This is a genomic window from Paenibacillus oryzisoli (assembly GCF_050467285.1).
GTDB classification, from domain to species: domain Bacteria; phylum Bacillota; class Bacilli; order Paenibacillales; family NBRC-103111; genus Paenibacillus_E; species Paenibacillus_E oryzisoli_A.
Map to the genome: position 1 here is coordinate 63,213 of NZ_JBCMUN010000013.1, position 13,701 is coordinate 76,913.

Annotated in this window: 12 protein-coding genes; 4 read left to right on the top strand and 8 right to left on the bottom strand. The window is 51.0% G+C overall.

The window, feature by feature from the left end:
• Window positions 1–298: 298 nt before the first annotated feature.
• From ABE504_RS22465 to ABE504_RS22485, 5 genes are all read right to left on the bottom strand, one after another.
• The gene (locus ABE504_RS22465; RefSeq protein WP_430092900.1) at window positions 299–1,345 is read right to left on the bottom strand and encodes a bifunctional heptose 7-phosphate kinase/heptose 1-phosphate adenyltransferase; all 1,047 of its coding nucleotides are present in this window, start codon (window positions 1,343–1,345) and stop codon (window positions 299–301) included.
• Between the two features lie 5 nt (window positions 1,346–1,350).
• Entirely contained in the window at window positions 1,351–3,336 is a 1,986-nt protein-coding gene (locus ABE504_RS22470; RefSeq protein ID WP_430092903.1) for a hypothetical protein, read from the bottom strand.
• A 19-nt stretch (window positions 3,337–3,355) separates the two neighbouring features.
• Window positions 3,356–4,135 (bottom strand): HAD family hydrolase, encoded by a 780-nt coding sequence (locus ABE504_RS22475; protein WP_430092907.1) that lies wholly within the window; start codon window positions 4,133–4,135, stop codon window positions 3,356–3,358.
• Window positions 4,136–4,208: 73 nt separating this feature from the next.
• Window positions 4,209–5,351 carry an ROK family protein gene (locus ABE504_RS22480; protein ID WP_430092910.1) on the bottom strand — a complete coding sequence of 381 codons (1,143 nt, stop codon included), beginning with the start codon at window positions 5,349–5,351 and terminating at the stop codon, window positions 4,209–4,211.
• 71 nt (window positions 5,352–5,422) lie between these two features.
• Entirely contained in the window at window positions 5,423–6,328 is a 906-nt protein-coding gene (locus ABE504_RS22485; protein ID WP_430092912.1) for a dihydrodipicolinate synthase family protein, read from the bottom strand.
• Window positions 6,329–6,593: 265 nt separating this feature from the next.
• On the opposite strand from ABE504_RS22485, the gene ABE504_RS22490 reads away from it, so the two are divergent.
• From ABE504_RS22490 to ABE504_RS22505, 4 genes are all read left to right on the top strand, one after another.
• The gene (locus ABE504_RS22490; RefSeq protein ID WP_430092915.1) at window positions 6,594–7,916 is read left to right on the top strand and encodes a helix-turn-helix transcriptional regulator; all 1,323 of its coding nucleotides are present in this window, start codon (window positions 6,594–6,596) and stop codon (window positions 7,914–7,916) included.
• The gene (locus ABE504_RS22495) at window positions 7,891–8,712 is read left to right on the top strand and encodes a WYL domain-containing protein (protein WP_430092918.1); all 822 of its coding nucleotides are present in this window, start codon (window positions 7,891–7,893) and stop codon (window positions 8,710–8,712) included. The genes ABE504_RS22490 and ABE504_RS22495 overlap by 26 nt, the downstream gene beginning before the upstream one ends.
• Before the next feature lie 108 nt (window positions 8,713–8,820).
• Window positions 8,821–9,429: a GNAT family N-acetyltransferase gene (locus ABE504_RS22500; protein WP_430092921.1), complete on the top strand. Its 609-nt coding sequence runs from the start codon at window positions 8,821–8,823 to the stop codon at window positions 9,427–9,429.
• A gap of 94 nt (window positions 9,430–9,523) precedes the next feature.
• Window positions 9,524–10,570 carry a hypothetical protein gene (locus ABE504_RS22505; protein WP_430092923.1) on the top strand — a complete coding sequence of 349 codons (1,047 nt, stop codon included), beginning with the start codon at window positions 9,524–9,526 and terminating at the stop codon, window positions 10,568–10,570.
• Between the two features lie 58 nt (window positions 10,571–10,628).
• On the opposite strand, the gene ABE504_RS22510 is transcribed toward ABE504_RS22505, so the two are convergent.
• The 3 genes from ABE504_RS22510 to ABE504_RS22520 form a co-directional block, all read right to left on the bottom strand.
• Complete coding sequence (locus ABE504_RS22510; RefSeq protein WP_430092925.1) at window positions 10,629–11,423, bottom strand: TatD family hydrolase; 795 nt, start codon at window positions 11,421–11,423, stop codon at window positions 10,629–10,631.
• A 6-nt stretch (window positions 11,424–11,429) separates the two neighbouring features.
• On the bottom strand, window positions 11,430–11,993 hold the full coding sequence (locus tag ABE504_RS22515) for an RNA 2'-phosphotransferase (protein ID WP_430093172.1): 564 nt from the start codon (window positions 11,991–11,993) through the stop codon (window positions 11,430–11,432).
• A 617-nt stretch (window positions 11,994–12,610) separates the two neighbouring features.
• Window positions 12,611–13,657, bottom strand: coding sequence for a hypothetical protein (locus ABE504_RS22520; RefSeq protein ID WP_430092927.1), 1,047 nt, complete (start codon window positions 13,655–13,657; stop codon window positions 12,611–12,613).
• Window positions 13,658–13,701 lie beyond the last annotated feature (44 nt).

A 13,701-nucleotide genomic window follows, 5' to 3' on the forward strand; every position in this document is an offset into this window, starting at 1 on the left:
ATCATAGCACAGCATTTTTGAGCATTTGAATATCCAAAAAGGCGATTAAAGTACCGCTTTTCCACTATTTGAACCGTGATTCATTTCTCCACTTTGATGCAAAAAGTCGAATTACACGATACACATAACAGGGGTCAAATGGTCACACGCCTTCGTTTCCATGCTCCATTTTTCCACGTATGACTCATATTTCTTCATAATTAATGATTCATTTAACCTCGTCGCGTTGAGTCTTAAAGAGAAAACGACCTATTCCCGCAAGCTCCTTCATGGAGTGGGTCATAGGCCGTTTCCTGCTTCATAACTGCAAACTCGCTACGATCTCCTCGGGCGTCGCAGTACCTGTCATGCCGATCTTCCGGACAACAATAGCAGCGGTTGCATGCGCGAAAGCCATGGCCTCCATGCCGCTTGCGCCACATCCAAGTGCGCATAACAGGGCGGACGCGAAGCAATCTCCGGCTCCGACAATATCCAGCGGGGGGTCAGCCTTGCGCGCGCCTGCCCAATAAGCTCGGCCTTCTTCAATCCAGATCGAGCCCTTATCCCCCAAAGTCAGACAGCAGGGTGCCCCCGTATGGCCCGCTAACTTTCTGGCAGCAGACAGCCAGCGTTCCCAGCCACCAGCATGCGGATCCAGCCCTGGCTCCGCCCAACGAAGCGCTTCGACTTCATTCGGCTTGGCGATAATGCCCTTGAACGCGCCGATCCGGTCGCGACTGTCCAGCACAACGATCTTCCCCTGCTGCGCCCAATAGTCAAGCCGCTCTCGTACAGCCTGACCGATGACACCGAACGGCAGTTGATCCGTTACAGCAATCACATCGACAACAGCTGCCATCCTGTCCAGTCGCTCCGCCAATTGGCTGACAATGATGCCCGAAAGAGGCTGGTGGTTATGAAAATCAAGCCGCGGATCTTCTTGAAACGCCCCTTGAAGTCCATGCCGAATCGGCTTGATATAAGCGGGCGTCAACCACTCGTCGAGATAAAGCGAGTACCCATCATCAATGCCGAGCTGTTTGAAGGCATCCTTCAGCAAACTGCCCCGCCAATCATTTCCTGCTACTGAACAGAAATACACCTCGCCGCAGCCAATCGCCTTCAGATTTGCCGCCACATTACCGGCTGCGCCCGGCGAGTAACGCTCGTTCACAACGGGCAGCGGGTAATGCGGCGTTTCACGGGAAAGCTCGCTTCGGGTCATATCCGCATGCCAGTAAATATCGATACACCCGTCGCCGATCACCCCCGCCTTGAGCCGTGGGACTTGCACTAGAATGTGCTCCGCACGGCTGCGGGTCAAATCAGCGTACCGTTCAATCCCCAAATCACTGAGCTCCAAGTCTGTCACTCCTTATCGGTAAGTCTGCCCGCAAGCTCCCGCCAAATCGCAGGAATCGTCGCTTGATGCAAGCCTTCAAAATGAAACCCTTTGCCCCCCAGACTGGTAGGCCGGTGAATAATGTTTTTGCGGGGGCGATAGTAGTAGTCCCAATCCTCATATCCGACCTTACGCTGGTAGTCGCCAAGCTTCACGATATCGAAGTTGGCGGTTGTGATCTTTTCTAATGGGTAACCTAGATTTCGCGAAATGGAGAGCGCTTTAAGGAACACCTCCGGACCGGTTACCGTCGAGCCGAAATTAGCAAAAACACCGTTCTCCAGTTGAGATACGGCATACGAATAACTTTGAAAATCCAAGCCGCTGGCCTTCCCCTGAATGGCAAAATCGGAGGCTGGATGCTGCTGCACCGCATCCGTGCCAATGGTGATATGGACCGTATACGGGATGCCAAGCTTCATGCAGCTGCCCAGCAAGCTGACATCCAAATACGGGAACAATTCCGGATGCAGACGCACGTACGCCATTAAACTGCGTCCATAACCGATACCTTGTGCATGCCCAAGCCGCAGCGCTTCATGAAGATGCTGGCCAGGCTCCCGCCACATGCCGAGACGGCCTGCCGCCAATTCGCCTTCGTCGGCTTCCTCCGTTGCGCCATAGGCCGCCAATTCGAAATCTTGAAAAGCGCATGCGCCGTTGACAGCAAGATGCGTGATCCACCCCTTCTCCAATAGCTCGATCAAATAGCGATTTACACCGCTTGGGATGACGTTGCCCCCCAAGGAAACGAGGACTCCGCATTTCCGAGCGCGTGCTTCTGTCCATCGCCCGATAAAATCATGAAACGATTCTTCGCCAGCGATAGGCCACGAAGCCAAGTTCTTCCCGCTGTCAAGCTCCGCCAGCTCCTCGACGCGCAACCGGTTTACTCGCTCTTGAACGGGGTGCAGTTTCAATCGCTCAGGCGCCAATGTCGCTATACGGGCTAGAGGAGAAAATGCCAGACCACGCTCCTTCATTCGCTTCATGACGCCATGAAACAAGTGCGGTATCGTAATTTGATGCAGGCCGTGAAACAAATAACCTTGCCCGCCGATTTGCCCCAGTCTGTCCATGAAATTGCGTCTAGGCCGATAATAAAATTCCGGCTCCTCTTCCGTCGGCCGACGATCGGCGTACACCGGCAAAATATCGAAGTTTGCTGCCGTGATCCCTTCCATTTTCAGCCCCGCGTTACGGCAAATGCTTAAGGCCTTTAAGAAAACTTCCGGTCCGGAAATCGCAGAGCCGAAATTGAGAAACACTCCGCCATGTGCCAGCCCTGCTACCGAGTCGCGCATGGTTCGGAAATCAATCCCGCTTGCACGTCCGAGCGCCTCAAAATCGACGATCGGATGCTGATGGATAATATCCGTCCCAATCGAAATATGGCAGGTGTAGGGAATACCCAACAGCTGGCACTGTGCAAACAGACAATCATCGAAATGCGGAAAGTGTTCCGGGTGCTGAGCCAAATATCGGTAAAGACTCTCACCATAACCGATTCCGGAGGACGCGCCTTGCTGAATCGCTTCATTCATGTAGCGACCTGTTTCTTCCCACATGCCGAACGAGCCGTCCTCGATCGAACGAGCCACATCCTCCGAGGTTTCCCCCAGAAAAGCAAGCTCGAAATCATGAATGCTTGTCGCGCCATTGCCGGATACATGCGTGAGCATCCCATGGCGCACCATTTCAATGATATACCGCGACAAGCCGTTCTTAATCACATGCGCGCCCATCGACCAAATGACAGGTTGGCCAGAGGCTCTGGCCGAAACAATGCGTTCGATCAATTCATCGAACTGCCCCTGCATTCGCTTGGAAATTTGCCATTCAGGCACGGAATCGGCATACGGGTTTGCCATATTTTTAATTGTTACGAGGTTTGTTCGCTGATAGACGGAATTCGTTGTCACATTTGCAAAAGATAATCGACGCTCCTCCATCGTGCACCCCTTTCATCGGCTAAAGATCGAGCCACGCCAGCCAACGTTCTAGATTTGTAAAATCGCCCACGATAATATCCGCGCCAGCTGCAAGCAGCCTTCGCTCCTTCAGTGGATGGACGCCTTCACGGGCAAATTCATCACTTGCAAGGCCGATGGCCAAGCTTCCAATGTCTTTCGCCAAGCGAATTTCGACCTTCCCGTCTCCAACAACGGCGAATTCGTGTCCTGCCAGCTTTTTATGCTCGACTAGATCCTTCATCACTTTCTCTTTGGAACATTCCGCCTTGCCTACCGGTGCACCGGATATTTCATGGAAGAACGACGAGACGCCCAGCACCTCCGCTTCTCTGACAACATCAGAATGGTCTGTCCCGCTCGCCACATACATGTCCACGCCACGATCCTGAAGAAGCTGCAACAATGCGATTGCCCCCTTCATCAAATAGTCTTCTTGCCTGAGCTCACCAGATGCAATACGATGGATCCGCTCCTGTACGGCAAGAAGCAGCCTGCGGTTATATTCCGCCTTGTAAACCCATTCGTCCAGCACCTCGGGATTCCAGCCCTCTACAGCCGTCTTCTCCTTCAGCCAGCGCATTTGAAACACGGTTTGAATCCCTGTAGATTGGTCAATATATTCCGCAATCTCCCTATCCAATCGACCGTTCTCCGCCTCTGACAACTGCCGGGTCCCTACAATGCTTTCTTTCATAAAAGGGACCATTACCTCTTCCCAGCCTGCGCGTAACGTAGAGATGGTGCCATCGAAGTCGAATAGCACTGCTTTCATTGCCATCCCTTGTCATCCCCCCATACAATTTCTTAATGATTAAACAAATTATTCATAGCTAGACGGCTGCGCCATCCAGCTAGCTAAGTATTTCCACCGGCCTGGAAATCAAGGCATCGAGAACAATCGCAGTCGCCCCCATCGCGCTCTGCGAGGGACCAAACGTCGATGGCTGCAATAGTACGCGATCTTTGGCGAAGGCATAAATTCGGCTCCGCATCCGCTCTTGGATCTCGGTCAAATAAGGATTCAGATACGGATACAACCGGCCGCCGAGTACGATCATTTCCGGATCATACATATTAAAGATATTTACAAGTGCCATCTCTAAATACTGCAAGGTTTCATCCATACATTGACGGGCATCGGCTTTCCCATCGCGAACAGCATGCATGAGTTCACCAATATCGCTGCCGCCCCAGCGGCGCAGGATACCGGGGATCGAGCCTACGGTTTCCCAACAGCCTCTATTCCCGCATTCACAGCGGATTCCGTTGGGCTCAATCGTCATATGACCGACTTGACCATACAAACCATTCGCACCGCGCACAATTTCACCACCGGAAATCACACCGCCTCCGATGCCGATCCCCATCGTGACAAAAACCAGATTCATACCGTTTCGCCCCAACCCGTACCAGCTTTCGGCAAGCGCGGATGTGCGCGCGTCGTCCTCAATGAGCGACGGTATCCCAGTGCGGCTCTCAAGAACTTGCTGCAAGGGATATCCATCCCATCGCTCAAAGTTGGGGGGAGCAATCAAACTGCCGCTTGCGTAATCGATCGGACCCGGCACACCGACACCCAGTCCAAGAATTTTATGTCCAGCCGCAATGACTTCCTTCTTGAGCTCCTCCAAATTCGTCCCGATCATTCCCATAAATCCCTCTGGACCCAGGGCTGCCTTCGTATTCCCACTCATCGATTTTATAATCTTACCGGTGAGATCGGTTAGCACGAGTTCATAAGAGCTGCGCCCAATATCCAGACCAATGATTCGGTAATAATGCGGATCGAACGCTAGAAGAACCCGTTTTCGCCCAGCTGTTCCCGTCCCTGACACGGACTGATACTCTCGAATGACCTTCGCTTCAATGAGCTCATGGGTCAAATTCGTTAACGTCCCGGAGGTTAACCCGGTGCTCTCCACGAGCTCGATGCGAGAAATCTGGTCATGCTTCCATATATGTTTTAAAATGGCCGAAATATTATGCTGCTTCACTTGCTGCAGGTAAATCATTTTGTTGGTTGCGATACGATTTCACCCATTCATCTATTTTCTTAATCATTATGTTAATAGGAGTGAAGCTCATCTGTCAACCGTGAAACATAAGCAATGTGTTCGGCCGCAATCCGCTCATGGCATGGGTCGAACGGCAAGATCGGCTCTCTGACGAGCGGGGTATCGTAAATGCCCTGCGCATGCAAGAGTCGTTTGAAAAAGTGGATCGAGATATCCAGATGCTGATTCGCAAACGCCAACACAGGCAGCAGCCGATAAAAGAGTTTGACCGCCTCCGCTCTCTTTCCCTCCGCGTACAAGCGATAAATCGTGGTATACACTTCATGCATACCTGTCGGCATAAAAGCATGAATCCCGCGGTCCAAGCCTTCAATAAACTGCGTCACGGCCCATCCCCCGGCCACATGCAGGCCGCCGCCTGTCGCTTCCAGGACCTGACTATACTTAACGCCCGCAGGTACGACCTCGATTTTATAGCTGCGGAACGCCTCTACTTCGCGGAACAGCTTGGCGATTAGCGGCACAGGCACACCGAAACCGGAAGGATCCCAGTCCTGCAGCATCAGAAAGCCGGGATTGACACTTGCCATCTCCCCTACATCCCGCTCATACTGCTTGTCATCTTGATACGGAATATTGGCGAGAATGCCCTCACAACCAAGTCCGATGAATTGTTCGGCATACTTCAACCTTTCTTCCGACGTAGCCGCTGTTGCTCCTCCGATGACCGGAACTCGTCCGCCAGCCTCCTCTACCACAACTCGGGTCATGCGAAGCCTTTCCTCTGGCGACAGCTTATGCAGCTCGGCAGCAAGACCCGGCACAAGAAAGCCCACGACCCCGGCCTCGATCGCCAACCGGACATTGCGTCGCAGCGATTTCTCATCAAGCTCGTTATGTAAGGTAAAGGGGGTGTTCAACACGGATATAATACCGCGCATTCCTAAGGGATCCATCATGGTCTTACTCCTCTGTCATCACGATTTACGGCAGGTCCGCCCGCAGGAGGCCCCTTGTACAGCCCCAGTATACACGCCTTTCAAAAGAGATGAACATCACCAAATCGCCATCTCATGTGCCATTTTTCCACCTATGTATCCCTCCCTGCTTCAATAGAATGTTAATGCTATTAACTTGTGGCTTTCCTTTTTTTCCATTTCCCCCCTGTCTCCTCCCCTGCTACAATAGAGGAATCAGCTGCAAAGGAACGGAGGACTCGTTTTGGCCAAAGAAAGCTTCGATAAAGAAATTCAGTTTCTGCGTATGCTCGTGCTGACAAGCGGCGCGTTCAATCGGCAGCAGTTCGCCGAGCGGCTCGGGATTTCCGTACATACCTTCGATAAAACGATCCGACGGCTCAAAGAAGTCGTCAGCTCCGTGCATCAACAGGCGTCGCAGGAGCAAAGCAAGGAGTTCGCCGAAACACTGCGGTTCAGCTACTATGATTCCACTGATCCGCTGCTCTTGTTCCTGTTCCGGGCAAAGTCGGTCAAAGAGTCCGAAAGCCAGCGCATTTCACTGCTGCTAGGCGCGATGAATGAGCGAGCTTTAACGACGATGGAACTGCTCGACGTCATCTGCAGCAGTCTGCCTTCCGAAGCTGCGCTGCCCGACGAGAAAACGATTCGTTCCGACCTCAAATATTTAGAGGAGGTCGGCGTCGTGATTCGGGAGCCGGGTGCGCGCCCATACCGATATCGCATTCAGGATGCGCTGGTTCAGCAGCTATCCGAGGCGGAACTTATCGATTTGTATGATTTCGTGGACGTCATGGCGAACACGCAAGTCCCTTCCGTACAAGGCTATCTGCTGCGCGACGGACTGAAGAAACACCTGCTGCGTGGCGGGGTCGAACCGCATGTGCTGGAAGCTTTTTTATATAAATATCACTACTACTCCCGAATCTTGGACGAGGCGCACCTGTTCACCCTGCTGCACGCCATCCGCCGTCATCGCAAGGTGCGGTTCCTCTACTTCTCGCCGAAGTCGGAGAAAAGCTATGCTGCCAAGAACACGAACCCTCTCTTCGAGCGGGACACGGAAGGCAAGTCTGAAAAGACGCTTCCACTGAAAATCGTCTACGATCATCAATACGGCCGGTGGTATTTGCTGGCGCATGGCCGGGAGGGCATCCGGAAGTATCGGATGGAGGGAATGACCCAGATCGAAGAAGATGAGGCTGTGGATGAGGCTTGGTACGAGGGAAAGCAGCTTGAGTTAGAGGAACGGATTGCCCACAGTTGGCTGATCGATACCGGACGTGCCGTCACGGTGCGCGCTCGCTTTTATAATCCGGAGGGCCCGGAGCCCAACTTCGTGAAGGAGCGCGTGCTGCTGCAGGGGCAGTGGGGCCAGATTGTGTCGGAGGATGAGCATACGTTTATCTATGAGATTAAGGTGAATGGGACTTTCGAAATCAAACCGTGGCTGCGCAGCTTCGGCTCGAGCTGCGAAGTGCTGGAACCCGCCTCGCTGCGCCGGGAACTGATTGCCGAATGGAAGGAGATCCAGGCTTACTATGCATCTGTTCGAGAAGATTTTTAACCATCAGATTCTCTCCCGTCTGGAAGATTCCGGCACGTTCATGATCACCTCGCACGAGCGCTCCTGGCTGAAAACGATGCTGGCCCATCCCGCGGCGGCGGGCGCTTTTACAGAGGAGACGTTGCACAAGCTGCGCGTCCTGCTGGCATCCGATGCAGAGCTTGACATCTCACGCCATTTTGTCGAAAAGGCCGCCTCGCTGGAGAAGCAGGTCTATCACCCGCTGCTGCGTGTCCTGCGCCGACTCATTCTGCGCAAGTCGGGCATCCGCCTGTCGTTCGAGATTAAGAACGGCACCGTGAAGATCGACCAGTCGGGCGTCGCCTATAAGCTGGAATACTCCATGGTCAAAAGAGAATGGTACCTGCTCTGGTACAACACCCGGCACAATGCCTTCATGAGCACCAAGGTGAAAAACATCCTCGCGGTTACAGAGGAAGCCGTGGAGAGTCCCGTTGTCGACCGCGTCTGGGAGAAAATCGAGAAGACGCTCGCTTCACGCAGAAGCGAAGCCTTGATTGAAGTCGTCCCGCTTTACAATCGGGAGCTTTCGCGGATTTTGTACGCTTTTTCCAGCTTTGAGAAGAAAGTTGAATACGACGTAGATCGCGATACATATCGGGTTAGGGTAACGCTGCTCGGGGATGAGGCGCAGTATTTGCTATCCAAGCTCCGGTTTCTCGGCATGCGCGTGCGGGTCGTTGAGGGAGATTATTTGAAACACCGGATGCTGGAGTCATCGACGAAGGCGTTGGCGAGGTATGGGGTGTCGGATGAGGAGGAGCTGTTGGGGTGAGCCGCATCACAAGTCTCATACCGGGCTGTATCCTGCAAACACAGCATGGAACGACATTCAATGTCCTTTGTGGAACTGCTTAATACGAATTTGAAAAGAGGTTAGTTGATGCAGATTATTCTACGAACAAGTAAATCAACAGACGAACACGACATTGCTAAGATTATCATGGCTTGCCACTGGAAGATGCCGGTTGCGGATCATGAGTTACTTGCACTTCGTTGGATTAGACAATTTCTTATTACAGAGCCGCAAAACGGTTATGTTCTTGAGCATACTGCTAGTTCTAAGGCAGTAGGATATATTACTTGTGCATCCGATACAATCGCATACGAGAATGAATTTGAGAATACCTATCTTCCGAAGTTGAAAGTACGCTATGAAGAGCTTGAGAAGCAATCTTTTGCCTATTTGGAGGAGAATCGCAAGCTTCTATTCTTCAGACGCAATCAAGATATAGGATTTGATGCAACCGAATACCCTGCTCATTTACACATCAATATCCTACCCGAATATCAACGTTCCGGTTATGGAAGACTGCTTCTCTCTGCATATGAAGAAAACCTTCGTTCGCGCGGCGTACGTGGATATCATTTAGGCACAGGGGCTAATAATTTAAAAGGAATTTCATTTTATACTAAGCATGGACTTGAATTACTTCATACAGTGTATAAAGATGGCCAACCGGTTACTTCCATATTGGGGAAAAGGCTTTAGACCATTCACTCTCTTCCATTCCCTACTATCTATTTTAGGATAAATACGCTATAGTAGATAGGTTATTTTTTACAAAAAAGGGAGAGAGACAAGCATGAGAAAAGTGGGGCTAATTGCAGTAGGGCTTGTACTGGCAGCGGCGTTAACCGGGTGCGGCACTCCGCCTAAAGCGACGCTGGGCAAGGCTTTTGAAAACTTTGAGAAAATGGAATCCTATCAATTCCAGGCTAAAATGACGCTAGGCGGCGAGGTGCCTGCCGACAAACTCGGGGATGCGCAAGCTGAGCAAGTGGCGAATCTATTGAAAAATGCCGAGATGAGTTTCAGCGGCGTCTATCAAAAAGAACCGTTCCAAAGCGAGATTAACGTGCAGCTTAACTTAAAAGGCGATCTGAATGTCGGCATTAATTTACCGATCGTCATGACGAAAGAGAAAATGTGGGTGAAAATACCGAACATCCCGTTCCTCCCACTCCCCAAAACGGTAACAGACAAATATCTGGAGCTCGATCTTAAAGAACTTGAAGAAAAGTCGTCCGGCCAAAAGCAGCCCGATATGACCAAAGGAACCGAGTTCGCCAAAGAAGTCATGGCTGCGTTTGTTCAAAATTTTGACGAGAAAACATATTTTACCGAATTAAATAAAAAAGAGATTACGTTGCCGGCAGGCGTGGAAGCCAATCGATTCGTACAAATTCAAGTTGACAAAAACAACCTTGACGACGCCATCAAGGTATCGATTGGGAAGGTGATTCCGAAGATTTTTGACCTGCTGCTGGATCCGAAGTATGCCGACCTGTTCAACGCGAAGAAAGCCGACATCGAAAAAGCCCGTTCTGAATTCACAGACAAAACCAAAGATCAGGATAAAGTCCTTAACGATATTAAGAAAAACGTGGACGTCAATCAAATCCAGCTCATCTCCGGCATTAATAAATCGAACTTCATTACCTACCAAACATTTAAAGTCGATCTGAACGTCAAAGATGAGAGCGGAAATTCGCACACCGTGGTCAATGTGGAATCTACAATGGATCACATCAACGAAAAAGCACAATTCAAACTAGGGATTCCGACGAGCGACAACATCATAACCGAAGAGCAGCTGCAAAAGGAATTTGCCAAAGGTTTCATGCAATAAACGCAGAAAAGACAGTTCCCGTGGGGGTCCCATGGGGCTGTCTTTTTGTCTTTGCTGCCTATCCCTGACCGATTCCAAAAAAAGCTCGAGCCGTCGCCGTCGTAACCTCCGCTACTTCCTCCACCGTCTTCTCGACGCAGCGGGCCACCGTTTGCAAAATGTGCGGCAAAATCGCGGGCTCGTTCCGCCCATCCGCCGGCTTCTCCTTCAAATCTCGCGGCGTCAGGAACGGCGCATCTGTCTCCAGCATCAGACGATCCAGTGGAATCATCCGAACGAGCTCCTTCAGGTGCTTGCCCCTCCGCTCATCGCAGATCCAGCCGGTAATGCCGATATGCCAGCCCCTCTCCAGATACGCTTTAAGCTCGGCACTGCTGCCTGTAAAACAATGGACAACCGCCTTCTGCACGGCCTGCTCCTTTAGAATGCCAATGAAATCAGGGAATGCCTCGCGCTCATGCAAAAACAAAGGCATATCCAGCCTGACCGCCAGCTGCACCTGCTCTGCAAACCATTTGCGCTGCACATCGCGCGGTGAGAAATCGCGGTTATAGTCCAGCCCGCATTCCCCGATGGCGACGACCTGAGGGAGCGCGGCCAGCGCCTCGAGCTTCGCCAGCGTTTCTCCATCGCAGCTCTTCGCGTCATGCGGATGCACGCCCGCCGTCGCATACAACTTGTCTGGATAGCGCCCGGCGTAGCGGGCCGCTTCTTGGCTGCTGCGCAAGCTCGTGCCGGTTATGACCAGCGGCGTCACGCCATTCGCGGCCGCCTTTTCGACCACCTGCTCGCGATCCTGCTGGAACGAGCGGTGCATGAGATTGACACCTATATCGATAAGTGGTTGATTCATGTGGGTTTACTCCTTTTTCATTTCCAAAATAGAACAACATACAGCCGGCACGTGATCCGCCAACCATACCTCATTGCCTGCATAGTAAAAGGTAACACTGGCTTGTTTCGCCCGCATCACATCGATGGTGAGGATGACGAGTTCTCCCCTGCGGCTTCCAGCCATCGTAGCAAAATGCGTACCTTCCGATAAATGCACATACTGGCGGCTCATCGGATAAAGGCCTTCTTTCAGAATGGACGGCAGCGCCCTTTGATTCGTTCCATGATACAGGACCGCGGGCGGCTCGCCAGGCGCATAGTGCACCTTATTATGACTATGACCGTATCTCGCTCGAATACGGCCATCCTCAAGGGCATACCGCTGTTTGTCCGAATTTCGGACTACTTGCTCAATGTGTTCCTGCTTGACCCACGTCCACTTTGGCTGCGCGTTTGCAGCCTCCACGAGCACACTGACCGGACACGAACCGTCCTCAGGATTCAGCGTAATGCCGAATTCCTCCGGTGCATGGCGAAGCACCTTGCTCATGAATTTGCTTAAACTTCTTTCCATCGCTTCGTTTAACATCGTTCTCACTTCATTTCCCGTATTCTTACAAATCGTCTCCCTGCATTATACCCCATCCCCCCGCCGTGCAACTGGTAGTTTATCGTTAAAGCCAAACGTTCCTGCCTGGAGTACTACGAACGAGAGGAATTGCGGAAGGTATGTAACGGTCGCTACAGCGCTTATTTGCTAAAAAACAGCGAAATCTGGCCGATTTGGATCAAATAGCCGCTGCTGTGAGACTGTCGATTAATTGTTTATACTTTGGGAATCTGCGAGAGAACACAAAATGTATACGAAAAATCATATATAATGTGCTGCATTCACATAAAATCAANNGATTTTGAATATGTATTCGAAAAATCATACACATTCTCTACACGTGTCCGTTCACGGATAAAACTGTCCACAATTAATCGACAGTCTCGCTGTAACCGTTAGCCTTGGAAAAGTGGTGTCTGGCGCAAAATAGGCGCTAGAGCAACCGTTAGCAATGACTCTTCACATGAAGAAACGCGAAATTCCACTTTTCTGCAAAAAGCACCCACAGCCCCCACTCGGGCACTCGCTTTTAACTGCGGGTCGCTCTCCTTCTCCTATCATAAAAAAAGAGCAGGCCACAACGGCCCGCTCTCCCCCTAATTCTGAATCGACGTCAGAACGCCGTTCGTAAAATAAATATACTGCGCATTGAACAGCGACCCGCTGCGATACACCCATTGCTCCGTGGTGCCGAGGCCACTCGTCCAGGTATTCATATCGTCTGGTTTACCCCAGGACAAGACAGCCTCTGATCTCGACATGCCCACGTACACTTGGCGGGCCTTAACTGCCGCTTGAGCTTTAGCCGACAGCCCAGCAACCGGATTCGACGTGAAAAGTCCGTCCTGCGCTTCCTGCAAACTTGCGAACTCTTTGGTGAACTCCCCTTTACTATTGCTAAAAGTAATTTTGTTACCGCTATAACCAACGACAACAACCTCTTCGGTATGATCGTGACCTTCATAGTTCGCAAAGCGGGCATCCAGCCAATACGTAGTTTGCTTCGAGATCCATTCTTCAATAGCCGCGAATCTTCTAAGTTCTTCTGCCCCTGCAGTCACCGAATTATCGATTGTATTGATAAAGTCCTTTTCCGTGGACATGCTGAACGAGACTTTTTTGAGAGAGCCTACCGCGTCTTTATAAAACTTAGAAAGAGACGTTTGGTAGGTGCTGTTTGCGGTAATATCGATCCGCTTATTGTCCCCCCAAGCAACGCTCATGCCCAAGTAGTCTTGCAGCAGCGTTAATGGCGCATAGATGACCCAATTTCTCGTAATCGGATAATAATCTTGGCGGTAAAAATCATATTTTAGCTTCAAATTGTACGAACTTTCATCCAGATTGCCTGTGGCGAAAGGATATTTGAACAGCGCATTGTGATCCGGACGCACCAGCACAACACCATCATTTGTGTTGATCCTAAATATATCTCTACTATAAATGGCAGAATAATCAGCCGCTCCAAGCACACTCCACAGCGGAACATAGATTGCATAATTTTCCACGATCGGCGGATAGTCGCTCTCCAGCTTTTTCCCATTCACGTAAACTTGATACGACTCCTCTTCAGCGAAAGAGACAGCGCCAAAAGATAAAACCAGCATCAAGACAACGAGCAAACTTGCTACATACTTCTTCAAGATGATCCCTCCATTATCTATCAATTTATAACATTATTCTATTA